The 25,187-nt window shown below is 40.8% G+C and carries 23 protein-coding genes; 11 read left to right on the top strand and 12 right to left on the bottom strand.

Features of this window, described 5'->3' with window-relative positions; translation table 11 throughout:
• Positions 1-44 precede the first annotated feature (44 nt).
• From ACT3QR_RS11245 to ACT3QR_RS11220, 6 genes are all read right to left on the bottom strand, one after another.
• Positions 45-794: a hypothetical protein gene (locus ACT3QR_RS11245; RefSeq protein WP_444521418.1), complete on the bottom strand. Its 750-nt coding sequence runs from the start codon at positions 792-794 to the stop codon at positions 45-47.
• A gap of 87 nt (positions 795-881) precedes the next feature.
• On the bottom strand, positions 882-1,883 hold the full coding sequence (locus ACT3QR_RS11240) for an acyltransferase (RefSeq protein ID WP_444521417.1): 1,002 nt from the start codon (positions 1,881-1,883) through the stop codon (positions 882-884).
• A 289-nt stretch (positions 1,884-2,172) separates the two neighbouring features.
• Positions 2,173-2,718, bottom strand: a complete 546-nt coding sequence (locus ACT3QR_RS11235) for a peroxiredoxin-like family protein (protein WP_444521416.1) — start codon at positions 2,716-2,718, stop codon at positions 2,173-2,175.
• A gap of 187 nt (positions 2,719-2,905) precedes the next feature.
• Positions 2,906-3,793, bottom strand: a complete 888-nt coding sequence (gene yghU / locus ACT3QR_RS11230; RefSeq protein ID WP_444521415.1) for a glutathione-dependent disulfide-bond oxidoreductase — start codon at positions 3,791-3,793, stop codon at positions 2,906-2,908.
• 70 nt (positions 3,794-3,863) lie between these two features.
• Positions 3,864-4,517 carry a DsbA family oxidoreductase gene (locus ACT3QR_RS11225; RefSeq protein WP_444521414.1) on the bottom strand — a complete coding sequence of 218 codons (654 nt, stop codon included), beginning with the start codon at positions 4,515-4,517 and terminating at the stop codon, positions 3,864-3,866.
• A 110-nt stretch (positions 4,518-4,627) separates the two neighbouring features.
• The gene (locus ACT3QR_RS11220; protein WP_444521413.1) at positions 4,628-5,182 is read right to left on the bottom strand and encodes a carboxymuconolactone decarboxylase family protein; all 555 of its coding nucleotides are present in this window, start codon (positions 5,180-5,182) and stop codon (positions 4,628-4,630) included.
• Between the two features lie 807 nt (positions 5,183-5,989).
• Between ACT3QR_RS11220 and ACT3QR_RS11215 the strand changes: the two genes are divergently transcribed.
• Together ACT3QR_RS11215 and ACT3QR_RS11210 are read left to right on the top strand one after the other, a co-directional pair.
• A complete protein-coding gene (locus ACT3QR_RS11215; protein ID WP_444521412.1) occupies positions 5,990-6,670 on the top strand; it encodes a glutathione S-transferase family protein in 681 nt (226 codons plus the stop codon).
• Positions 6,671-6,792: 122 nt separating this feature from the next.
• A complete protein-coding gene (locus tag ACT3QR_RS11210; protein WP_444521411.1) occupies positions 6,793-7,377 on the top strand; it encodes a TetR/AcrR family transcriptional regulator in 585 nt (194 codons plus the stop codon).
• A 167-nt stretch (positions 7,378-7,544) separates the two neighbouring features.
• Here the strand turns inward: ACT3QR_RS11210 and ACT3QR_RS11205 are convergent, their stop codons facing one another.
• Positions 7,545-8,465, bottom strand: a complete 921-nt coding sequence (locus ACT3QR_RS11205) for a haloalkane dehalogenase (protein ID WP_444521410.1) — start codon at positions 8,463-8,465, stop codon at positions 7,545-7,547.
• Between the two features lie 273 nt (positions 8,466-8,738).
• On the bottom strand, positions 8,739-9,998 hold the full coding sequence (locus ACT3QR_RS11200; protein ID WP_444521409.1) for an SIP domain-containing protein: 1,260 nt from the start codon (positions 9,996-9,998) through the stop codon (positions 8,739-8,741).
• Between the two features lie 192 nt (positions 9,999-10,190).
• Between ACT3QR_RS11200 and ACT3QR_RS11195 the strand changes: the two genes are divergently transcribed.
• From ACT3QR_RS11195 to ACT3QR_RS11170, 6 genes are all read left to right on the top strand, one after another.
• Entirely contained in the window at positions 10,191-10,955 is a 765-nt protein-coding gene (locus ACT3QR_RS11195; protein WP_444521408.1) for an ABC transporter ATP-binding protein, read from the top strand.
• 49 nt (positions 10,956-11,004) lie between these two features.
• A complete protein-coding gene (locus ACT3QR_RS11190) occupies positions 11,005-11,991 on the top strand; it encodes an ABC transporter substrate-binding protein (RefSeq protein WP_444521407.1) in 987 nt (328 codons plus the stop codon).
• A complete protein-coding gene (gene fhuB, locus ACT3QR_RS11185; protein WP_444521406.1) occupies positions 11,988-14,156 on the top strand; it encodes a Fe(3+)-hydroxamate ABC transporter permease FhuB in 2,169 nt (722 codons plus the stop codon). Before ACT3QR_RS11190 ends, fhuB begins: the two co-directional genes overlap by 4 nt.
• Positions 14,157-14,500: 344 nt before the next feature.
• Positions 14,501-16,000, top strand: a complete 1,500-nt coding sequence (locus tag ACT3QR_RS11180) for an MFS transporter (protein ID WP_444521405.1) — start codon at positions 14,501-14,503, stop codon at positions 15,998-16,000.
• Complete coding sequence (locus tag ACT3QR_RS11175) at positions 15,976-16,434, top strand: hypothetical protein (RefSeq protein ID WP_444521404.1); 459 nt, start codon at positions 15,976-15,978, stop codon at positions 16,432-16,434. Before ACT3QR_RS11180 ends, ACT3QR_RS11175 begins: the two co-directional genes overlap by 25 nt.
• 195 nt (positions 16,435-16,629) lie before the next feature.
• Positions 16,630-19,014 carry a TonB-dependent receptor gene (locus ACT3QR_RS11170; RefSeq protein WP_444521403.1) on the top strand — a complete coding sequence of 795 codons (2,385 nt, stop codon included), beginning with the start codon at positions 16,630-16,632 and terminating at the stop codon, positions 19,012-19,014.
• Between the two features lie 507 nt (positions 19,015-19,521).
• Here ACT3QR_RS11170 and ACT3QR_RS11165 read toward each other — a convergent pair.
• Together ACT3QR_RS11165 and ACT3QR_RS11160 are read right to left on the bottom strand one after the other, a co-directional pair.
• On the bottom strand, positions 19,522-21,189 hold the full coding sequence (locus ACT3QR_RS11165; RefSeq protein ID WP_444521402.1) for a BCCT family transporter: 1,668 nt from the start codon (positions 21,187-21,189) through the stop codon (positions 19,522-19,524).
• A 30-nt stretch (positions 21,190-21,219) separates the two neighbouring features.
• Positions 21,220-21,375: a VOC family protein gene (locus ACT3QR_RS11160; RefSeq protein ID WP_444521443.1), complete on the bottom strand. Its 156-nt coding sequence runs from the start codon at positions 21,373-21,375 to the stop codon at positions 21,220-21,222.
• Between the two features lie 57 nt (positions 21,376-21,432).
• On the opposite strand from ACT3QR_RS11160, the gene ACT3QR_RS11155 reads away from it, so the two are divergent.
• The 3 genes from ACT3QR_RS11155 to ACT3QR_RS11145 are packed head-to-tail and all read left to right on the top strand — an operon-like array spanning position 21,433 to position 23,843.
• Positions 21,433-22,188: a cytosine permease gene (locus tag ACT3QR_RS11155; protein ID WP_444521401.1), complete on the top strand. Its 756-nt coding sequence runs from the start codon at positions 21,433-21,435 to the stop codon at positions 22,186-22,188.
• Between the two features lie 59 nt (positions 22,189-22,247).
• Positions 22,248-23,543: a GMC family oxidoreductase N-terminal domain-containing protein gene (locus ACT3QR_RS11150; RefSeq protein ID WP_444521400.1), complete on the top strand. Its 1,296-nt coding sequence runs from the start codon at positions 22,248-22,250 to the stop codon at positions 23,541-23,543.
• A 36-nt stretch (positions 23,544-23,579) separates the two neighbouring features.
• A complete protein-coding gene (locus ACT3QR_RS11145) occupies positions 23,580-23,843 on the top strand; it encodes a GMC oxidoreductase (protein WP_444521399.1) in 264 nt (87 codons plus the stop codon).
• Here ACT3QR_RS11145 and ACT3QR_RS11140 read toward each other — a convergent pair.
• Positions 23,794-24,156: a hypothetical protein gene (locus ACT3QR_RS11140; RefSeq protein ID WP_444521398.1), complete on the bottom strand. Its 363-nt coding sequence runs from the start codon at positions 24,154-24,156 to the stop codon at positions 23,794-23,796. The two genes, ACT3QR_RS11145 and ACT3QR_RS11140, sit on opposite strands and share 50 nt — an antisense overlap.
• Before the next feature lie 616 nt (positions 24,157-24,772).
• Entirely contained in the window at positions 24,773-25,078 is a 306-nt protein-coding gene (locus ACT3QR_RS11135; RefSeq protein WP_444521397.1) for a cupin domain-containing protein, read from the bottom strand.
• Positions 25,079-25,187: the final 109 nt, after the last annotated feature.

Below are 25,187 nucleotides of genomic sequence, written 5' to 3'. Positions count from 1 at the left end.
AAGTATAAGGGCCAATGATGCTACTACTTGTAACTCTTGTAGAATTAGTTGGAATTTTCAGGAGAGTTTTGGTTATCTTTGATGTTTGCCTGATTTCTTAACTGTTGTTGCTCATCAATTTTCTGCTGATTACGCTTCTTAACTTCATTGATGGCGGCACTCAACTGATTATTTATTGCTTCTACTTCAGATTTTGCTGAAAGGTAGTTTTTATCTATTTTGACGTTACTTTTTTGAGCAGGAACGTCTATATCCAATAATCCTGCATTGCTTCTAAGCTCTTCCAAATTATCATCAGTGTTTGCAACTATAGACTGGGTTTCGTTATCTGTTTGAGTATTTGACGTATTTTCTTTTTGCGTAGGAGTATCGATTACCTGAGCTGACTCTTTCGATGTAGTAGCGGATTTCTTGGGTTCATTATCGATGTTACTTACATCTGGAGAAGGGGATGCTTTTTTGCTCTCTACTTTTGCTATTTGCTCATCACTACTTGTTAGTTGGGATGCCTCAGGCTTATTAACAGTATCAGATTTTTTATTGACGGTTTCATTTACATTGTCACTATTGTCATCCGATGTCTTAGTGCTAGTGACAGTAGTGGTATAGACCTTTTTGGGTTCAGGTAGAGTTACATCGTTGATAGCTGCCGGTTCAGTCGTGCTTATTTGGCTATCAGCCACTTCTACCGAATCGGTTTGCTGGGTGTTGAGGTAAAAAATAAGAAAAACCCCAGCATGTACTAATACTGCAAGGCATAACGCCCAAAACCATTTTTCGCGAAACTTCATCATTATATGGCTTTACCTCTATCATATTAGTACACGTGCAACTCATCTTGAGGTTATCAAATAATAAGGATTTTTGGTATAGACAATATGCTAAGCCTGCTCAATGTTAGTTTTAGTTTTTTTATTTCCAGAGTTGTTGGTTTCAAAATCATTGGTCTCAAAGTCAGCTAGCATTTCTATGATTAGCTGATCTTTTTGATGCCATATCTGTTCTACCCAGTCAAACATCTGCGCTTTTATCGCTTCATCTGTTTCATAGCCGCCTTTTTTGATCGCAGTAAACAACTCTTTTGGTATCTCAATATGTCGCACGTCGACGCCTAGACGTTTGATGTTACCTTTCCATAAATCGCTATAAGTAGGCACACCGTCAGGGTAGACAATCGTCATGTCCAAAATCCCATCTATCTCTTCCCCTAATGCACTTATAGCCAGTGATAACCCGCCAGCGCGCGGCTTAAGTAAATGCGTATAAGGAGATTTTTGTTTATCGTGTTTGCTAGGGGTGAAGCGAGTCCCTTCTAGATAGTTCAATAGCGTGAAAGGCTTGTCTTTGAGTAATGCACACGCTCGTTTCGCTTCTTCGATATCCTTACCCTTTAGAGCAGGGTTTTTGGCGATGGCTTCTTTAGAATGTCGACGCATCATGGGAAAGTCGAGAAAGTAAAAAGCTTGACCAATGACGGGAATATATATGAGCTCAAACTTGGTAAAAAAACGTGTCAATGGTAAACGTTTTTCGCTGATATATTGCACGATACTGGTATCAACCCATGACTGATGATTACTAACCAGTAGATACTTACCGTTTGTATGCACGTCATCAGGTAAGTTAATACGCCAGTCTTTGCGCGGTAATACGTTATCGATCAATGCGTTGTTACTGTTAATCCAATAGTTCGTCACATCAATAACAGCTTTGTCTGCGATGGCAGCACCAGTGATAGCTTTCGTCGCACCCATTACCCAGACAGGTAGACCGGCTAACATGCTATTAAAAGTGATAACGCTGGTTGCAGTTGTCAGCGAGGCAGCTTTGCCCAATTTTGGAGTGCGTTCATGTAATTTTTGAACGATTGATTTCAATCGCATATTGTGTCCTTTTACTCATACCTATGATGAGATATTGATAATGTTACTGCATGATTTTAGCAGGAAATCAATCTCAGTGTACGAGTGTTAACAACAAATAATAGACAGTACTGTTCAAAATATCTTTTGACGAACGAATGGTATTGAGCAAAAGTAGGTCATTATAAAACCAAGATATATCCAACCTAACTACTCTAATAGACAAAAGAAGGGTGTATTGAGGTAACTTCTCAATACACCCTTGGTATTCAAACCATCCGATTATTCGAATGAATTAAACGTTATCGATTTACTGTCCGTGCATACCGCGGATAGGGTAATTGTTTTCTGGGTTTCTAACAAAAGCTAGACCGTTTGCCAATGATTCAAGATCTGGTCTAGAGAACGGTGCATTCGAGATATCAACAATATGTACTTTTCCTTCAGCATTGATAACGAACACAGCAGGCTCAGCAAAAGGATGATCAGTTTCTTTTTCTGAACGTGGATCAGAGATATATAAACCTAGCGTATTCATCTGTTCGATAGTTAAACCATAAGCCATCGGGAAGTTAACGTCTATCTGCTCTAGATGACCTTCTAACTGCTCTTTGCTGTCGGCAGATACTGCGATAATATCGACACCAGTGTTATAAAAAGAGTCTTTCATAGTCTCTAAAGTATTTAAGTACTTTGTGCAGATTGGGCAGTGTTTACCGCGATATACAACGACCAGTTTCCAGTCATGACCGTTTTCAGGTTTGCCTAATGAAGTCGTTTCACCATTTAATATCTGTACTTCCATTTCAGGAAATGTAGTACCAGCTTGAATTTTTTGAGCATAATCTGTTGACATAGTTCTTATCCTTTTTGATAGTGTTCTTTTGGTTATTTCTTATTTAGCAGCTCTACATTAACAGTCCTAAGTGCAAAAGTGTTGAATGTTTACAGTAGTCCAAAGTAGTAATAGGAAAAGTTAACATTACCTTTGAAATTGCCCAACAAGACTATTTAAGTAAGCCAGTAAGTAATAGACAAAGCGTCTATTTTTTTGCTTCTTCAGTTGCTTCAGCATCTAATTTGTCTTGAGTTTTTAGTTCAAAGTCTGAGGCATCATGACGTTCATGCAATTGCTCAGCAGGTTCACCCCAGGTACGGTTTACCTTGCGACCACGTTGTACAGCAGGACGCTCTAAAATCTCTGTTGCCCAGCGACGTACATTTGGATAGCTCTCAACTTGTAGGAACTCTCCTGCGTCGTATGCTTGACCTAGTATGAGATTACCATACCAAGGCCAAGTGGCTATATCTGCAATCGTATACTCATCGCCACCTAGATAGCGATTTTCTGCAAGCTCTCGTTCTAGGACATCTAACTGTCGTTTTACTTCCATTGTGAATCGATTGATAGGATACTCGAACTTTTCGGGCGCATAAAAATAAAAATGTCCGAAACCGCCACCCAAGTAAGGAGCGGAGCCTTGTAACCAAAACAGCCAGTTCATCACTTCAGTGCGTGCTGCTGCATCTTTAGGGAGTAGTTTTCCGAACTTTTCAGCCAAATAAAACAAGATAGAGCCACTTTCAAACACTCGGCTACCTGTCTCTGTATCCAAAAGCACAGGAATTTTTGAGTTTGGATTTAGCTCAACAAAACCTGACGAAAACTGTCCGCCTTCACCAATTTGTATAAGGTGCGCGTCGTACTCAGCTTCTGTCACACCTAATGCTAATAATTCCTCGACCATAATGGTGACTTTCTGGCCGTTAGGGGTACCAATTGAGTAGATCTGTAATGGATGTTTGCCGCGAGGTAGCACTGCTTCATGCGTTGGGCCAGCAATAGGGCGGTTGACACTTGCCCACTTACCGCCGCTGTCAGCGTCCCACGTCCAGACGCTAGGTGGCTCGTAATGATTAGAATTTGACATAATGATGATACCTTTTTATAGACTGTGCTCAGTAGAGTGCAATTGGTCAATCAGATCCAGTTTATTATTTTTATTCTGGCATGTCTGCTAGTTGCTTTAAGATACTCTTGTAGTTTTCCACACCTTGCGCGCCGCTCACCAAATGCCGACCATTAAAGATAACCGATGGTACGCTTTGGACACCCTGCTGCCTTGAGTGCTGTACGGCTTCACGTATCACACTAGCAAAGCGTTGATCTGCGATAACGGCAAGCGCTTCGGTACGATCGAGTCCGATATCTGCTGCAACATCTGCAAGTACGGTACTGTCAGCCACATTTTGATTATCGACGAAGTGTGCGACGAACAATGCTTGTTTTAGGTCGTGCATACGTCCTTGCTGATCAGCCCAATGTAGCAACTGATGCGCATTAAAAGTATTGTAAGTACGAAAGTCATCGGTAAACTGAAAATGGAATCCAGCTTCTGCACCTGCTGCTGTCATTCTAGCTCGGCCTTCTTGAACGTCTTCAGCAGTCGTACCATACTTCTCCATAATATGCTCACGATAGTTTCGTCCTTCGTGCGGCGTATTAGGATTTAATTCAAATGGGTGCCAGTGAATTTCGTGTGACGTGTTGGTTTGTTTTAATGCTTCAGCCAATTGACTATAGCCGATAGCGCACCAAGGGCACACAACATCTGACACGATGTCTATTTGTAAAGGTTTTTTTGCCTGTTCCATAGGATCTCTCATTAACGATAAATTAAAATGAAAAACTGCTGCCCGAAGATGTTTCGAACAACAGCATGAAAACATCAAATGGACTGTGTCAGCGTTAGCTGGAAAACATATTAGTCAGCTTTATGCCATTCAAATTTTTGGAATGGTTTGTCAACTGGCGTGTTAGCTAGGTGGTTTGTGTAGTTACTCATTACTTTCTGAGCAGCACCAAGAATAACCTCAAGAACCTGACGCTTAGTGTAGCCTGCATCTAAAAATGCTTGAACAGCGCTATCATCAACATTGCCGCGATCACGTACAACAGAAAGCGTAAAGTCACGTAGCGCTTCTAGACGTGCAGTTGGTAGTGGCGTTTCATCACGTAATGCATCAGTGATGGCGTCATCTACTTTCATGCTTTTAGCAATACCAGTATGCGCAGGTACACAGTAATGGCAAGCATGTTCAACGTTGATAGTCTGCCATACAACAGTGGTTTCTTCATCATCAAAACTGCTGTTTAAAAACAATTCATGCAGACGCTGATAGCCCTCTAGCAAACCTGGTGCTTCAGCCATCACAGCGTGTAGGTTAGGTACCATACCAAATGCTTTGATAGAAGAATCAAGTAAGTCTTTGCTTTCTGCTGGGGCTGTGTCTTTGTCGTGTAAAGTAAATTCGGTCATAATATTATTCCTAATAATAGGTTTAAAATTTAGTGTGTTTTAGATTTTCCATGCTCACTTCGAAGTAGTCGCTGATTTACATTTAATTATTAGCTTGAGTGGTTATTCAAAATTAGCGACTTTGCTTAGTAGGCGAGTCAATAGAGACTACTATAAATGATATTGAGCAATCGCTCAATAATTATTTGAGTAATCGTTCAAGTAAATTGTAATGGCACAATTACATTTCTCTGTATAATTTATATTATTCTAATAATATCAGTGCTTTAATAAAGTAACACTGTGTAAGTAACGATTTAAAAGTAATGGTAAAAAAATGATTATTATTTTGAATGACGCTGATAACATTATTATTTCTGATACTACGGACAAAGATTACTAAGATGATTGAATGAACTAGAATTAATCAATTCCTGTCATCTTATGTAGAACGTATGGATTTGCCGAAGCTCGCGCGTGGCTCAGTTTTTACGATAGCAATACTATCGTTCTTTGCCATTGTATAAGTGATAATAGTTAACACAGGAATTGTTAAGCCTTTGTTATGTAGGTGAAAGGCTGATAAGTTGCGAGGATGTATGCTAGTAAAGAAAACTATAATAAGAACAGGATTATATCGACACTGTTTTGATTATATCGACATATAACATTACTTGAACGACCGTTCATTTGTGGTTATAGTATATATCAGACAATAAAAATGTGCTTCAAACTGCGACGTCTATTTTTGTTATCTCATTACAGCTTTTATAGATCACCTGATCTTATAGTCATTAGACGACTATTTTCATATAATAGGATAAAGTTATGCTTAAATTTTATTTTCACCAAACACCAAACCCAATGAAAGTAGCATTGTTTCTAGAAGAAACAGGGCTGCCTTATGAGCTTGTGGCAGTAGATACGCTAAAAGGTGAGCAACATACACCTGAGTACCGTGCTATCAATCCAAACGGTAAAACGCCTGCGCTAGAAGATGATGGCAAACGCGTGTTTGATTCTACGGCTATCTTAATGTATCTTTCTGAAAAAACAGGAAAGCTGGCAGGACAGCCAAAAGACCGTAGCGAGATGCTGTCTTGGCTAATGTTTGTAGCATCTGGGTTAGGTCCTTTTTCTGGTCAGTCTGTTCACTTTAGACACAAAGCGCCAGAAAAGATCCCATATGCGATCAATCGCTACCTTCGTGAGGCAGAGCGCCATTATGAAGTGCTAGATACGCATCTAGAAGGCCGTGAATATATGGTTGGTGATAGCTATACAATCGCTGATATTTCTACTTGGGGTTGGATTGATAAATCAACATTCGTACTTGGTGAGGATAGTCTGGATAATTATCCAAATCTAAAGCGTTGGTTTGATAGCATTGATGCCCGTCCAGCGGTGCAAAAAGCTCGTGATATTCCTAAAGGTATTGATTTCAAGACTGATTTTGACGATGTTGCTGCACGTGCGCTTTATCCGCAAAACTTTGATAAAAACAGTTAATCACAGCAAAGAGACTCAAGAAGTTTTATAATATAAAAAGTGTTTAAAAACAGTAACTAAGGTTGATTCTACAAACTTTGCCTTAAAATAGATTTTAAGGCAAAGATATTAAGGTGAAAATTATGAGTGCTCCGATAAAGTTCAATCGTGAGGATGTGATCGAAAAAGCAAAAAATCTCTATTGGGAAAAAGGCTATCACGCAACATCCATGCGAAACTTGCAAGATGTTGTGAATATGCACCCAGGTAGTATTTATGCCGCTTTTGGTAGTAAAGATAAGTTATTTACAGTGTCGCTGAATCGTTATGCTGCAGATGGTGCCAAAAAATTGGCCGACTGTATTGAGCAAAAAGACACAGTACTAGAAGGCTTAAAATATTTTATCCATACGGTGATTGTCTGTAATAGCGCTACTGCGCCTAGTGGTATGTGCATGATTGTCAAGACAGTCGCTGAGCTTACTAAAAACGATAGTCCAGATTTGCTTGCGCATGCAACGAATATCTTAGAGGGTATAGAAGCGTCATTTGCCGTCCTTTTTGAACAAGCCATTGATAGCGGTGAGATTAGCGCAGAAAAAGACCCTGTTGAGCTGGCACGTTATTTTCAAATTCAAATTATAGGTCTCAGGACTTATGCGCAGGTTACTAACGACAACGATGCAGTAGAGAAGTATATTGATGATATTTTTAAAAATATCGTATAGCAAGGTTGTATGAAAAGCAGGTTTTTTAGCATGTAATCAAGCAGTTATTTTTTATAAAACACTAACCATTTGGTTACTATAGCTAGTGTATTTTATCGTTGATCAATTATCACGGCATTACTAAAAACCCTGATTGCTAGTACATTAGCAATCAGGGTTTTTGTTATTTATTGCTGTGCTTTTGGATTGTCATTAATGAATGTCAATAGAAGTTCAGCCAACGTTTCGCTTTGGTCTTCTTGCAGGAAATGACCGCCATTAATAATAGTCGTATGATTTTGGCCTTTGGTACCAGGAATCAGTTTCTGCATGATGCGATCGCCACCACCAGTCACTGGATCAGAATCACTAAACAACGTGATAAATGGCTTGGTCCATTTGCTCAGTACGACCCAAGCAGCACGATTGTTTTCTGAAGCAGGATCATCTGGTGTGGTAGGTACTAGTATAGGAAACTGTCTGGCACCTTCTTTATAGGACTCATCAGGGAAGGGTGCATCGTACGCATCCAGTACGGCTTGAGACAATGTCGTTGTGGTACCGCTTTTGATGGCGCCTGCTACATTGAACTGCGGCGTCTCTTGAGAGAACTTCTGCCACTTGCGAAAACCTTCGCCAGGATCATGATCCCCAGTCGGTAGCATTGTATTCCCTGCAGCGACGCGATCAAACTTATCAGGGTGTGCTGCTACTAAGCGCAGACCGATTAAACCGCCCCAGTCCTGACAAAACAGCGTAATATTTTTTAAGTCTAATTGATCAAGCACCGATTGCATCCAATCGACATGGCGCTGATACGTATAGTCAGTACGCGATGCAGGTTTGTCTGAACGTCCAAAACCAGGAAGGTCTGGTGCGATGACGCGGTGTCCTGCTGCTGTTAGTATTGGAATGACTTTACGATATAGATAAGACCAAGAAGGCTCACCGTGTAATAGTAAGATAGGGTCGGCGTCGCTTGGACCTTCATCAAGGTAGTGTACTCGCAGCTCGCCACCTTCTGTATCATCGACCATCAGATAGTTCGGTTCAAAATCATAGTCCTGCAAACTGGCAAAACACGAATCAGGCGTCCTAAGTTTTTTCATATATCATCCTTGGGTTAGAAAAATAATAGTACATTTTGGCACATATGTTAGACAGTCTATTAGAAATGAGTTTCTAAATGCTAATTGACTATCACTTGTAATTTCAGTGATAGATCTATCTGAATATGTACTATAGTACTATATTGATTAAACGTTCAAAATGAAAACTATACCTTACATTCATCCAATGCTGCAAACATTAATAGTAGATGCATGCGTTAATAGCAATGACTATATTTAGGATACTCTTGAGTTACATTTTATAGGACTAAACTAATCATGACGCCAATATACTTTTACCACAATATCTGTACGACTTAGCCCAAGTCGGTCTTTAAGCAATGAGCGTAATGCTTTGGTAGTATTTGCTTCTAATGCTCCCCAAACTTTATCAATCTGTAGAGGATTGTCGGTCAAGTAATCGCCCAACTCGCTATCAATTAGTGTGGCTAACTCTGCTCCTGAATTTGTTTGGTTGGTCACTATAGGCAATACGGTAAAGTGGTTGTTACCATTGTTTTCAGTATCGCAATTAAGGTCACTGCACATTTTTACAGTATCAAAATAACGTTGATCCTCTGCATCTTGTGTTACACAAATGACCAGTGGTGGTTTGGGGTTATTCCACAGTTCCAGCAGTCGTGCTGCCGTTGGCATCGAGGTCTCATCGACAATTAGTACCGCTTGACCGTCTTGCAAGTGCTCTACTTTTTCTGGAAACTCTCGTTTTGTGACAACGGTTTCGCCTGCTTGTAGTGCTGCTGCCCAATTACCGCCCGGTGTATTCCCATGTAGAAATACATCGACCCATGCTCGTATCTCATCATCAGCATGCCATGCTTTTCTCAAAGTGTAATAACAATGAGGACGAGCAAGGCGTACGTTATCTTTTTCACCGTCATCAACAGCATTGCTATTAGCTTTATTTTCATTAGTGCTGTCAGTCATTGATGCGCTAGTCATTGCATTGTGCTCTAAATCAAACAAGTAAGCGTAACCTGCTTCGTTGGTAGGCACTGACGTTGAGCGAGGGGCATTCTTGGCACCACTTAATGGCGGCATACTCAATTCAAGGCGCAGCATGTTTTTGCTGACTCTATAACTGTTTTGTACATCAAATACTTGTTTAGTCAGTTTGATTGTTTTTTTGCCTAACTTTTTATCTGCTCTTTGCTTTAGCAAGATATATTGAGCTTGTAAGTCATCAAGCCGGGAAATAGGTGCAGCGAAAGCGATAAAGAAAGTTTGTTCGGAAAGAGTGCTATCTTGAGTAACAGTTGGCTGGTCCTCTGAGACTTTTGGACGAGTCTGTATGGCAATACCTTCAGCGTAAATATCAGTCATTTGTGCATCTATAAGATCCAACTTGGCTGTAGATAAAGAGGTAAACGCACTCAAGAACCCAAGCAGTTCATCGAGGTGCTCTTCGTTAATATGAGCAACGACACTTGCTATTTCAGGATTATTCAGAGAAGTATATTGGCTGTTCTGGTTATGGGCGTTTTCTGTAGTGGCTAAAAGAAGGTTGGTCATATAAATACTCGCAATCAACAAAGTGTTGAAATTAAAGTGAATGAGTTTTTAGTTAATGATAATTGTTTTTGTTATCGTTTACGAGTAAAATCAATTTTTTATTGTGGTTTTTCTCAAAAATCGGTCTATAACCAAAGATCGGTAAACCATAACTTTTATGACGTATTATTTTTATCAAAAATGAGTACTTATATGCTACGTGCAAACCAGCTGACTATCAGCCGTCAAGGGAATACGCTATTAGACAATGTGACTTGTGAGATTGATACCAATCAATTGGTGGCTTTGGTTGGACATAATGGATCTGGCAAGTCGACCTTGATCAAAGCATTAGCAGGGGAGATGGCAAGTAGTAGCGGTAAAGTCGCATTAGATGAGCACAGTATCAATGACTACGGCAGCAAAGAGTTGGCGCGACAAATGGCATATCTGCCACAGCAATTGCCAGAAGCTGCTGGATTTACGGTGCGTGAGCTAGTCATGTTAGGTCGCTATCCACATCAAAAATGGCTGCAAAAGCCCACTCAAATAGATAAAGACAAAGTTGCGCAAGCATTAAAAGTGACTCAAACCGAAGCGTTTGCTGACCGAATCACTGCCACGCTATCAGGTGGTGAGCGCGCTCGTGCCTGGCTTGCGATGTGTCTGGCACAAGATACCCGTTACCTATTGCTCGATGAGCCACTTGCTGCGCTTGATATGCATTATCAAATCGAGATTATTCAGCTTATTCGTCGTTTGGTAGATGAGCAAGGCTTAAGCGTGGTAATTATTATTCATGATATTAATTTGGCCGCGCAATATGCTGATCGAGTCATCGCGCTAAAAAATGGCCAAGTATGTCACAACGGCGATATCGCCAGTACCATGCAACCTACCGTGTTACACGATATCTTTAATGTCGATATGCAGCTGCTTAGTCATCCTATTACTGGACAGCCTGTCGCAGTTGCTTAACATCTGGTTTCTGCTTCTTCTTTTTATTCGCCTACAAAGATACGCTTCTATGCCTCACGTTCTTTATACAGACAAGTCATCAAAATTTCCACTATCCACGTCAGTAACAGTAATGGCTTCACTGAAGTGGTTTGCCCTCGTATTGTGCTTGGTATTGACGGCCTGTAATAATCAGGCATCCACGCAAACAACCGCTACCTTGGAGGTAGAAAGCAGTCACAGCGATAGGATGAATATTGTGTCTCCTGACTGGGGTAATGCAGCAACTTTGACAGCGATGGGGCATGTACCAATTGCGACAGGTGATGTAAGGGTTTGGGATAGATGGGTAGGAAGCCCCAAACTGCCAGCATCGATAACGGATTTAGGCATCCGTTATCAGCCCAATGCTGAGCTAATCGCTCAACTGCCTGTGGATATGGTCATAGATAATTATTTTTATGAGCATGCTCGTAATCTATACGGCGATGTCCCTGCTGAGTCTGTGATGTTTGCGGCAAAAGAAGAGACAGCAACGTGGGCTGATTATACCGAACCGACGCGGGAGCTTGGCGTACTGATTGATAACCCAAAGATGGCTGAAGACTATATTGTACAAAGCCAAAAAGACATACAGCTAGCCAGTCAGCAGTTCCAACAGCGTTATCCAAAAGCAAAAAAATTCGCAGTGGTACAGTTTGCGGATGCTAATAACATGCGTATGTACGTAGCAAATAGCTTATTTCAGCCTGCGTTAGAGCAGATGAATAGAGAGCTTGTGGTATTGGGCAAGGGCAATCAGTGGGGGTTTGTGCCGATACGAATGGGAGATTTGGCACAATTAGATGATGAAACTTGTCTACTAATTATCGACCCGCTGAGCCCAATTACTAGAGCTGAGATTGATGGTAGCTTGATTTGGCAGCGTCTAGGGTATGGCAATACTCGCTGTGTGGGCGAGCTACCACCAGTATGGATTTATGGTGGTATGTCGTCATTGGTAAGCCTAGCAAATAACTTGTCAGACGTTTCATTAAAAGGCGGGGAAGTACTATGAGCGCCAATGCAGATACTCACAACAACCACAATACCAATAACCACACCGACAGTTCTCATAACGACAGTGTTCATACGATGACATTAGCTTCTCAAGCAGCAACAGTTTCAAAACCCTCATCAACGAAACAGTCATCATCACTAAATCAGCCACCGAATCAACCCAATCCGCAAACTTCTCTATTTACCAATTTGTCTTGGCGACTATGGGCCATGCTTGTCGGGTTAACGGTACTATCTTTATGGAGTAGTTGGGCATTGCTAGATCAGCAGTGGACGCGTCCATTTAGTGATTTGTTTATACCAAGCATGCAGTTAGATATTGCCAGTATGGCGATACAGCTGCATATAGTGGCAACCAGCGTAGTAGCATTGTTGGCTGGCGGGCTATTAGGTGTGGTTAGTATTTTACTACAGCAGTTGGTAAAAAACCCCTTAGCATCAGATACTACGTTGGGTGTGGGTGTTGGGGCACAGTTAGCCATGCTCATCGTCACGTTGTTTTTACCAAGCTTGGCCATTTATGGCGGACTTTATGTGGCCTTTGCAGGGGCAATCATCAGTATGGGTCTGGTATTTGCCTTGTCAGCACCCAGTCGATTTAACCCATTAATTTTGATATTAGCTGGTTTGGTGGTCAATATTTTACTAGCAGCAGTCGCCAATGTACTGGTGCTGTTTTTCGCTGAGCGTAGTAATGGCATGCTGTCGTGGGCAGCTGGATTTTTAGCACAAAACAGCTGGCATACCAGTATCGCGCTAGTCATTACTGCAGCGTTGATGGCGGTTGTATGTCTACCATTATTGAAACCATTAACGCTTATGAGTCTAGATGACACTCAGGCAAAACGCTTGGGTGTGCCTATTAATGGAATTCGCGCAATTGTTGTATTGGTCGTCGCTGTTGTGACGGCCTTAGTAATTAGTGAAGTCGGTTTGATTGGTTTCATTGGTCTTGGTGCGGCAAGTTTGGTCAATGCGCTTGGTATCTCGTCTATTGGTAAGCGTTTGGCCGCTGCCTTTGGGTTAGGGGCACTGCTTTTATTGTTAACCAGCAATGTCGCGTTACTGCTTGAGCCGATACTTGATATGCAAATTCCGGCTGGGGCTATGACAGGTATCTTGGGTGCACCGTTAATTATTTGGCTAATTTTACGTCAGCGTCGTGAGCGGATAGAGACAGTGACGCCTATGCTTGCGGGTAAGCATATATCCATTACATTTTGGCGCTGGGGTGTTGGGGTGCTTGCTGTCATAATGTTGGCTTGTTTGTTTGTGCAAGATATCAATGGTTGGGGACTTAGTACAGATTGGGCGCTTACGCAGCAGTATCGCTTACCTCGTAGTTTGAGTGCTGCTGCCACAGGCTTGATGTTGGCGGTTGCAGGCGTGCTACTACAAACCTTAACGCGTAATCCTATGGCCAGCCCCGAGGTATTGGGGGTCAGTTCAGGTGCTGCACTTGGGGTTATTTTAGGGTTTTTATTATTACCAAGTTTAGGGTTATCTGCTGGAGCAGGGACGTTGCTGATCTCAGGACTGTCAGGTGCGATGGCTGTGCTGCTATTGATTATTTGGCTGGCACGTAGGGTCAGCTCAGGTTATTTATTATTAGTAGGTATAGGCATTGCCGCCATGATGGATGGTGTGATGCATATGGTCAAGCTCTCAGGAGATCCGCGGCTAGAGGCGATGCTCAGCTGGCTGTCAGGGACAACTTATAGCGCTCAGCCCAGTACAGTATGGTATCTCATTGGCATTGCCACTATTTTATTTGTACTCAGTCTACTGCTGATTAAACCCTTACGCGTCCTTGGTTTAGGCACAGGTGTGGCGCGTAATCTAGGTGTGGCAGTTACGCCGATTACTTTGTCACTATTGGCATTAGTGGCAGCGCTTAGTACGGCCAGTACGCTTGCCGTTGGCCCATTGAGCTTTATTGGTTTGATGGTGCCACATTTGGCTACTTCATTGGGAGCTGTGAAGCTTGAACGGCAATTGCCACTAGCTGCACTTTTAGGGGCAGGGGTGATGGTGATAGCGGATTGGATTGGACGTTACGTTATTTTCCCTTATGAGCTACCGGCAGGAACGATTGCGGCTATTATCGGTGGTGGCTATTTCTTATGGCTCATTCGTAAGGTGCCAGCCTCAGCAAGCAGATAGTCGCTGTCTTCAGCAGAGGTCTATCGAATGTTGTTTGAGCTACAGCTTGATGTGAATAACGCCGCAAAATTTCAGCTAGATTGGATGATGCGCTCGGCAGGCTAGCAAAATAATAATCATAAACATGCCATGCCGACCATCACCCAAAATCTACCTGACACTTTTAGTATTGAAGCTTATCAAAAGAAGTTTGCCTTGAGACCTGTCAACTATCCAGAAGATATGCCATTTTGAATACAACGTCTGATTGAGATGCCAGAAAAGGCGGCCTTGTTATATTTCTGCAATTGAGATGAGTTTTTTGAATCTAGAGGCTATCTTAACTTCTATGGTGTCACGGCTTAATGAGCAACGCTCCTATAAATAAAGCACCCATAAATAAGGCATCTACAAATGAAGTGTCTATACGCGAAGCCAATCAGAATAGTAATAACGGCTTGAGCGAAAAACAAGTGCAGCGGGTACTATTGACGCTATTACTTGGCGGTACAGTGGTTAGCTTTAGTAATAGTGCGCTCAATCCAGCGATTCCTGTTTTTATGTCAGCGTTTGATGTCGATATTGTGATGGGCAGTTGGGTACTAAATGCTTATGTCTTGGCCATGAGTGTGGGGTTGATGCTGAGTGGTTACTTAAACAAAAAGTTTCCTTTTAAGCATGTTTATTTGGCGGCAATTTTTGGGTTTATGTTGGGCTCAGTCATTGGCATGCTGGCCTATAGTATGAGCTTTGTCATCATTGCCAGAGCTATCCAAGGGTTGAGTGGCGGTCTGATTATCCCGCTGTCCATTGGTATGCTGTATCAGATTTACCCACAGCAGCAGCATGGCAGAGTAATGGCGCTATGGGGCATCGTTATTATGATGTCATTGGCGTTTGGTCCTTTGGTTGGCGCTTATTTGGTTGAGCAGTTTGCATGGTGGACACTGTTTGCCATTACTGTACCACTCAGTGCGGTGGTCATGACGATGGTGTGGCTATTAATACCTGATATATGCTCACATGAAGAAAAACATCATTTTGATACCATCGGGTTTATCAGCTTACTCACTTGGCTGCTTGCGATGATGGTATGGCTGAGCACGCTGCAAATAGATTTTACTGGTGGGTTACTCAGCAGTGACGGCTTATTAAAGATAGCTACGTTAGGTTTATTGTCTGTCGGGTTTTTATTGTCTGCGATGGTTTGGTGGGCCTATGAGCGTCGTCAGCGGCATCCGTTATTGAATGTACGCTTATTCCGTAATAAAACCTATTTGCACAGTAATATCATCAGTATTAGCCAAACAGTAGGTTTGATGCTTTGTCTCTTGCTACTGCCTGTGTTAATACAAGATGTGATGGGTGAAAGTGCGTTATGGACAGGCGTTGTCCTGATGGTCGCGACGCTCGTGGCCAGTATTACCACGCATTACGCTGGCAAGAGGGTAGACAAGCGCGGTGCCAAAGGAATTGGTATTGTGGGGATTGCGATTAGTGCGTTATCTACCTTGATGCTGGCATGGTGCTTGTATCAGCCAACGCTTTGGCTACTCATGCTGATTATGAGTATACGCGGTATCGGAGTAGGTTTGGCGTATCTGCCGACCACTACCGTTGGTTTTAGTAGCTTACCCAAAGACTCAGTCACGGAAGGCGCCGCACTTAATAACATCAGTCGCCGCATCATCTCTACCATATTTATCACGCTGTCCACAATTTATATAGACAGTCGAGGTGTGCAGTTATTAGCATCAGGTAGTAGCCAAGGTATGGCGAGCGCGATCCAAGAAATATTGGTAGTAATCACGGTGATTTTATTATTCACGATTCCTTCAGCGTGCAAATTACCACGATCCCCATAAACGAATACCCCTTATCTGGGTTTATTTTGACTTATCAAGATGAAAATATTATTGGTTTTTGGCACCAAACATTAATCGCCGAAGAGCAGTGGGTATCACTGATGAATTGTCCTTTTCACCTACTGGCTAAAGGTAAGTTGGGCTTTACTGTATTTGCGCAGGGTATCAGGGCTGTGACCACGTCTAAGAGCAACCAATTACAAGGCAAGCTGGTATCTGATATTACCTATCGCTTCGGTGAGCAAACAACGACGATTCGTTCAGGCGATATTGCTATTATGGATAATGATGGGGTGTTTATTTTGTCTATTGAAGTGGCAAAACAGTTATTATCAGATTGTCAAAAGAAGCATAGAGAGGATGAGTGGAAGTTTCAACGATTCTTTGAGGCCTATCGCAACAATGAGTTAGATAAGTTGTTTGACGGCCAGTAAAGTTATTAAACATTACCCTGTACTCCGAATTACCACGAATGAGCACTGTATAAGTCCTTATCAATAAGAGTTAAATACATATAGAAATAAAAACGATTATCATTTACAATACGATTCACAAAGTTAGTACACACAGTATTATTAGCTAAATATTACTCATACCACTGTTTATCTATCCAACTAAGTGAAACCAACATGAAAAGTCATCATCAAGTTGCTCTATCTGTTCTTACCCTTTGTATTAGTCAGCAATTATATGCGCAAACTGACAACGCATCGGACGTTGCATTGAATGCGCAGACCTCAGCGGAACTGACCTCAAATGCCGTGTCTAATGAGACGCCCAATGTCACTTTAGATACTATCAATGTTACTGCTAAAGCCAGAACGGGCACAGCACTGGCACAGAAAATTAGTGAGATGCCAGCAGTTACGCAAGTGATTACTGAAAATGAGATTCAGATGCAGGCAACGGGTGACCGTACCACTGGTGATATCTTGGCACAGTTGATTCCGAGTCTGGGTGCCAGTAGTGGTTCAACCAGTAACTATGGCACGACCATGCACGGACGTCCTGTACAGTTCTTGTTGAATGGCGTGCCTTTGAGTAGTTCACGTAGTCTCTCACGCGAGCTAAATAGTATTGATCCTGCGCAGCTTGAGCGGGTAGAGGTACTCTCAGGTGCTACCAGTATTTACGGCGCTGGTGCAGCAGGTGGTTTGATTAACCTTGTGACCAAATCTTTGGTAGGATACGGTCCTATCAGACAGACCAGAGTTGGTGTCAGTAGTAGTCGTGGTTTTGAGTCAGACTCATTGGGTTATCATGTCGGGCAAACCTTAGGATATGGCGGCGAGCGTGTGTATGGTCGCCTAGACGTTGATTATGATAACAAAGGCGGCAAGTTTGATAGTAAAGGCAACCGAGTCAGCCCTGATGTGAACCAAACGGACCAACAAGATACCGAATCGCTAAGTGTGAATGGTAGCTTAGGTGTGGAGCTCACTGACAGCCAACGTCTTGATCTTGCAGTGACTTACTATAAAGACGAGCAAGATACTGACTATGGCCCAGACTATGGTGATGGTTTGGCAGTATTATTTGGTGCAACACCTTCTTTAAAAGCCATTGATGGTGCCAACGTAGAAAACGAGCCATATACTGAAAAAAGCTCGGTGAATCTAAGTTATAACGATGATGACTTTGTAGGCTCAGGTTCTAACTTAAGCTTGACAGGTTATTATAGAGATGAAAAAGGCCGTTTTTATCCTTCTGCTAAGAGCGCAGCAGCCCAAGCAGCTGAAGTATGGCAAGACAATGGTTTAACTGATCAAAGTACAGTAGACCAGCTTAGCAGTGCTGCAGTGTTTGTGACCCAGTCAGAAGCTGACATCGAGGTAATGGGCTTGCGAGCAGCGTTGCAAACGGAGACTGAACTTGCTGGCAAAAACATACTGCTGAGCTACGGCGCTGATTTCGAACGCGAAAATAGTGAGCAAACGTATTATGGTCAAGATCTAAATGCGTTTCTTGCTAGTAATGGCTTGACCGCCCAAACTAACGGACTTACCTATAATGCTGGACCAGATACTACCATCGATAAATGGGGTGCATTTGTCAATGCAGATGTAGATATAACCGATAAGTGGCATACCAGTGCTGGCGTGCGTTATCAAAAACTGAAGTCAGAGACTGACACCTTTACGCCCATTTATGAGCAACTGCTTGAAGAGTATTTCAACAATCCTGCTATTAGTAGCACAAGCGATGCTTATGGCATTGACTATAAAGCAGGCGACGTAGAGAAAGGTAATACAGACCATGACAAAGTACTCTTTAATCTTGGTACTAGCTATCAACTAACACCGAACGATCAAATTTTTGCTAATTTTTCACAAGGGTTTACGACAGCAGATATCCAGCGTGCGCTGCGTGATGTGCGTGCAGGTTTTGTGGTTAATTCAGACAATGTTCAGCCGATTACAACCAATAACTACGAGTTTGGTTGGCAAGGCAAACATGGTGATACCGCAGCGCGTTTGAGCGGTTTTTATAATGAGTCAGATAAAGTTGTACGTTTCACCGATAGCTATACTGTAGAAGTCGTCGATACTGATGAGCGCGTCTACGGCGTAGAAGGGTCGCTCAGTTACGATATCAGTGATAAATGGCAAGTAGGTGGTAGTGTGGCGTATACCCGTGGTCAATATGATAAAGATGGCGATTGGCTAGAGCTCGATGCAGTACGTTTAACACCGTTAAAAGGTACCGCATTTGCTCAATATAACTTTGATGAAGGTAGTAATATTCGTTTGCAAGCCCTAGCCATCGGTGGTGATGATAAAGCCTTTAAAGATCAACAACAAGATCCTGATTCTAGTGCCTTACCTGTCACTGGTTATATGACCTTTGACGTGTTGGGTCAAGTAAAAATGCCAGTAGGTCGGGTAGACTATGGCGTTTATAACTTGCTTAATAAAGACTACCTAACGGTTTATCATCAAACCACTTATTCAGACTTGAATCGTCTGCCAGCTTCTGGTACTACTTATGGCCTAAGCTATACCGTTGATTACTAGAAATAGAAGGTATTAAGAAACACTTTTATGCCAACTTACTTATGCGGTTTGCCATTGATTATTTTGAGCAGAATATTAATGGCAATAGACTTTATAACGGGTGCAAATATCACACTGATACCAGTTCTTAAAAGGAAATGCGTGATCGCTGTGTATAACGCCCGATTTCATAAGGCAAAACGTAACCAAAGTTTTTTAACAGGCATGACTATCATATTCTATGGCTACAACCCTAATCTAAATCCTGAGGTTAAAGTACTAATTTGCTCGAGCGGAAAATGAGAGTTGTATTCAAGTAGAAAAATAAATGGGCACAAGCTAAGTTTCTACGTTAAAAGTGGGTGGAGAGTAATCTACATAAACTATTTCATAATACGGGCTGTGTCAATTTTATATTGAACCAACTTTATATAGCAGTTATTTGTGTCCCTAGTAATAGTAAAAAGCCAGATACACAGCGTATCTGACTTAACGAAAACTATTCATTTATTTTGGGACGAGATATATCTATATCTCTTTCTGCAAAACCACTTTGTCCGAATAACCTGCAGGCATCGGTGTGACTGCTGTATCTAAATCATCTATATCAGTTGATTTTGCTGCTGTACCTACATAGTCTATATCAGTTGGCTTGACTGCTGATGTATGCCATTCTGGATCGAGATGCGCTCCCATCTTTAGCATTTTCATTAATGACAAGACTAGTAACAAGATCACGAATAGGAAAGGTATGGCTGTCAGTATTGAAGCAGTCTGTAGTGTTTTCAGATCTCCACCTAATACCATTAAAGTGCATGGTAAAATAAATAAGGTAAAGGCCCAAAACAATCTATTCCATTTAGCAGGTTCTTCGTTTTGTCTTATGTAGGGTGTCGTTGAAGAAGCCATCATATAAGCTGCTGAATCAAATGAAGTTGCTAAGAATATCAAAGCGACAAAACTGTACAAAGCCACTACTAATTTGCCTAAAGGTAAGGTGCCCATGATTTGAATAATAGTTGCAGCTCCACCTACTTCTTCTATTAGGTGTTCAGTTGACAATACTCCAGTCAACTCTACGTGCATTGCATAATTTCCTAATATTGCGAAATAAGCAGTACATCCTACGCTACCCCATGCTATTCCTCCTATGATTATTTCTCTAATGGTCCTTCCTCTAGAGATCTTAGCAATAAATAATCCCATGAATGGGGTGTAAACAATCCACCACGCCCAGTAGAATATAGTCCAACTGTTGACAAAGCTTCCACCATTCGTAGGATCAGTATAAGTATTCCAGCGTACAAAATTACTAATTACCATACCTACACCATTGGTTCCCATTCTTAGAATGAACTCAGTGGGTCCAATCAATAGAACATAACCTAGTAGTATGATAGAAGAGACAATTGCTATGTCACTCAAAATTTGTAATCCACGTTTCAAACCAGAGTAAGCACTCCATGTGAATAAAACAGTACATAATACGAGTACAAAAACGGTCATTGATGTTGTAGCTGGTATTCCAGTGACACTGCTGATACCTTCTGCTACTAATGGAGTGCCGAGTCCTAATGACGTGCCAGCAGCCCCTAAAATGCCAAACATAAATGTTACATCAATTGCCTTACCCAATAATCCATCTGCATGTTTTCCGATTACAGATCGACAGACTTCACTTAACCGAAGAATAGGAACTTTTAGGATATAGTAAGAGTAGGCAATAGGTATAGATGTGATGATGAAAAATGCCCAAGCAGTAGGCCCCCAGTGAAAAATACCATAAGCAGCAGCAATCTCAGCGGCAGAAGCAGATTTTGCTTCAATGCCATAAGGTGGCGCTGTATAGTAATAAGCCCACTCAATCACTCCCCAATAAAGTATTCCGGAGGCTACGCCCGCAGCAAAAAGCATGGCGCCCCAGCTAAAAGTTGAGAACTCGGGTTTTTCATCTTTAGTACCAAATTTAATCTTTCCGTGTTCGCTAAAGAATAAATAAATTAGAAAGCCAATACTCCCTGCGCCACCCCACAAAAATAGTAAGCCGAGATTTGTAGTAAAGAAATCATTTGCTTGATTGACAATCACGGCACCTTTTTCTGGAAATAAAACCAGAGGAAGACAAATAGCGACAATCAAAAAAAATGTGGCAATAAATACTGACCAATCAATCCTTCCTGATTTTACTTCTTTCATTTCAACACTCCTTCCTTAGAGTTAGATATCTTATACGTTTAGAGGCTCGTTTAGTTCAATAACGTATCCATCAGGATCAAAAATGAACCCTAGCATTCTTTTGCCATGGTTCATTTTTTTTGCTTCACTTTTTATTTTGACGCCTTCTGATTTAAGGTATTCCATTGCCTCAGTTAAGTTTTCAATATAGGAGATTATCCAAGTATCACTGAGGTTGGAGGCTTTACTGTAGCTGCATTTTTTATGATGATGATGATCTCTGCTTCTTGGTTAATCGGTTTTGCTCCTTACGTTTCTGACTATTCAAGATATATGTCTCCTGATAGTGATGAAAAATCTGCATTTTGGGGAACTTATTTAGGATGTACTCTAGGTGCCGTAGCAACGATGATAGTTGGAGCTTTTTTGGCATCTCAAGTAATAGCCGGTGACCCACTTTTAGCGTTAAAAGAAAACTATGGGCTTGCTGGGTTATCTGTTCTAGTTATTTTCTTCGCTGCTTCTGCACTAGTTAATAGTATTAATTCTTATACTGCAACATTGAGTATTCTAACATTGTTAAAAGGAATGTTTCCTAAATTACAAATAAGTTCATCTATAAGGATATCTACTGTATTTATTTTTCATATTGTTGCATTTTTCATGGCAACAGCTGCAAGTGAAGACTTTTTGACAAACTTTACTAATTTTATATATCTTTTGATTTATTTTTTAGTTCCGTGGTCAGCTATTAATCTTGTGGATTATTTTTTAATAAAGGAAGGTGAGTATGATATAGATTCCTTTTTCGAAGATGGAGGTGGTATATACGGACGATGGAATGCGAATGTTATGACAGTTTATGCTTTAGCTATGGTTTTTGAAATTCCATTTATGGGTACAAGTTTATACACTGGTGTAATGTTTGATGTACTTGGAGGAGTAGATATTGCATGGATATCAGGATTTGTATCTGCGGGAGTTTTGTACTATTTTTCAAATAGAAATAAAAAAGTATAAATTAATTTGTAGGTTTTATTTATCTTCTAGGTAGTATGTTTTTTAAAAAGGATTTTAAAATGGATTACGATTATATAATAGTTGGTGGTGGGTCTGCAGGGTGTGTATTAGCAAATAGACTAAGCGAAAACCCAAACATTAGGGTTCTTTTATTAGAAGCTGGAATTTGGGATACAAACCCATTAATTCACATACCAGCAGCCCTTCCAGCCGTAGCCCCTAACAAGAAAATTAATTGGGGATATTATACTGAAAAAGAAAGAAAATTAAATAAACGTTCGCTTTTCTGGCCTCGGGGAAAAGTTATAGGGGGATCAAGTTCTATAAACGGAATGGTATATACTCGCGGCAACGCTGGTGATTATGATAAGTGGGAGGAGTTAGGAGCTGTCGGTTGGTCTTATAAAGATGTATTACCTCATTTCAAAAAAGTGGAGGCTAATGAGCGTGATGATGATGTTTATCATGGAAAAACAGGCCCTTTACGTGTAACACGTGGGGTTCCAACATCAGAATTATCTGATTTATTTGTTGAAGCAGGAAAGCAGGCTGGTTTCAGACATAGTGATGATTTCAATGGAGAGAATCAAGAAGGTTTCGGCGAGTTCGATGCAACCGTATATCAAGGTAGGCGTTGGAGTACTGCTACTGGTTTTTTAAGACCAATCAAATCAAGAAGCAATCTTTCTGTTATTACTAGTGCATTAGTATCTAGAGTTTTATGGAATGAAAATCGTGCTATCGGAGTTGAGTACTGGTGTAAAAATAAAATTCATGAAGTCTACAGTGGAAAAGAAGTGATTTTATCAGGTGGTGCTATTAACTCACCTCAGTTACTACAACTGTCTGGAGTTGGTCCAGCAAAACTATTGGAAAAACTTGGGATCAAAGTTATTGCTGACCGTTCACAAGTTGGTGAAAACCTCCAAGACCACCTTTGTGTATGTGTTATGTCTAAAATTACTAAGCCAATTAGTCATTATCGTTGGTTAAATCCGTTCCGTGGAGTAATGGCTGGTTTACAGTATATGATGGGGAGACAGGGTATTGCCGGACAAGCCCCATTATCGACAGGAGCCTTCTTAAAAAGCGACTCGGATTTAACCTATCCAGATTTACAACTTCATCTCACGCCTGCACTTGTGACCAGTCACGATAGTTCTTGGCCTACAGAACATGGACTAACCATTTACGTCAATCATGGCTATCCGAAAAGTCGAGGAACAATTAAAATTATTAGTAAAGATCCTAATGTGCATCCTAGTATTAATGCGAATTACTTATCTGATCCGGAAGACGAAGATCTTACTATTCTTCGTAATGCAGTAAAAATGACTCTTAATCTTTTACAATAACCCTCTTTCAAAGGAATATTGGGAGAAAGTATAGGGTTGATTGATCATAATGCGGCGGATTCTGATATCGATGATTTTATACGTTCTTATGCAGAGACGGTTTACCATCCTATTGGAACTTGTAGAATGGGTAGTGACGATGATGCGGTAGTTGATCCAAAGCTAAGGGTGAAAGGTGTTGAAGGTCTACGTGTAGTTGATGCTTCAGTAATGCCTTCACTCATCAATGGTAATACTAATGCTCCTACGATTATGATTGCGGATAGAGCAGCCGATATAATTCTTGGTGATACAAATTGATTAAATCTTCACTGAGTGAGATAGTCTCTTTTAAGTTTTGTATTTTTCCACTTGTATTAAAGTCAAACGTCGCATTATCCACGGTACAGTAAATATTGCCATTAGAGAGTTTGAAATTCAGCTGGCTAATGGCATAACTCATACTTCCTCCTATAGCACCCTCGTAAGTACAAGCTTTTACGATGGCTTTATTTTTAATAATAGAATCAATGATGGTGCATTTGGTACTACCATTGACATCGGCCGTACCTGCAATAGCGCTAACAGAGAGTAATGACAACGGAAGCGCTATGAGTATTTTTGAGAGTTTCATTGATATGTCTTTTTATGGGTTTTTAACTTGAGCCGGAATGACTGCATTTTTTGCTGCTGAGTTCATTATAGCGACTAAAAAAACAGCTATTTTCTAGACCTGATGAACGATTGTTTGTCTAACGAAAGTCTTTTAGCATTCCCCTGTTTTTATTAGTTAGAGCTTTTAGTAGCATTCGGAACCAGATGAGTTCAGAATCAGCGTACAGCAGGATAGTATTGGAAAATAGTCAATAAGGGAGGGCGTTATATTTTTAGATCAAACCTTAATTTTAAGCGACTCCACCACATAAGAGTATGGATAAAAAAACACCCTTTAAGCTATATAAAATATAGCTTAAAGGGTGTTTTTTTATCCATAAAATACGTGACGGTGATACCGTTTAATCGCGATAATTTGTATTTTAGAGTGTCTGAAAATAAGAGGTTTGATACATGATGAATTATAATATAATTCACTATTTAGTTTTTGAATGAATGTTATTCATCTAAAAATCGCTTGGTTCATCCTATATCATATAGATGTATCTCAACTAAACAGTATGTTATGACATTATCTTACATGTGCTGATTTCGTTAACTGATTATTAGAATTATCACCAAGTGCAGGTTTTGATTTATAAAGGCTCAAAAAACATCACGCTAGCCTCAGTCGGTGCATGAGGTTTATGGTTAGTATTCTTAGGAATAACGACCACTTCGCCAGCATTAACCTCTATAGTTTTGTCCTGTAATATAATAAATAACTGCCCTGACAGTACATGAAATAACTTGTCTTCATGTTCATGATTATGCCATTCATATTCGCCTTTCAGTTTGGCCAGCTTGACGGTCAACTGATTAAATTTTGCAATATCAGTAGGCTTCCATAATGCTTTAATATCATCCAGTTCATTTTTTATGTTGGCTATAAGTAGGCTCATTATTGCTTCATCCTGATATATTAGTTCCAGCTATTTATGTTTAATTGATAATCATTTACATTAAAATGATTGTTTATTGCGAATAATGCTATGATTACTTCAATAGTTA

The organism is Psychrobacter sp. AOP7-B1-25 (genome assembly GCF_052376195.1).
Classification (GTDB): domain Bacteria; phylum Pseudomonadota; class Gammaproteobacteria; order Pseudomonadales; family Moraxellaceae; genus Psychrobacter.
Note: the sequence above shows the minus strand (reverse complement) of the source record. Positions and strands in the feature narration are given on the sequence as shown.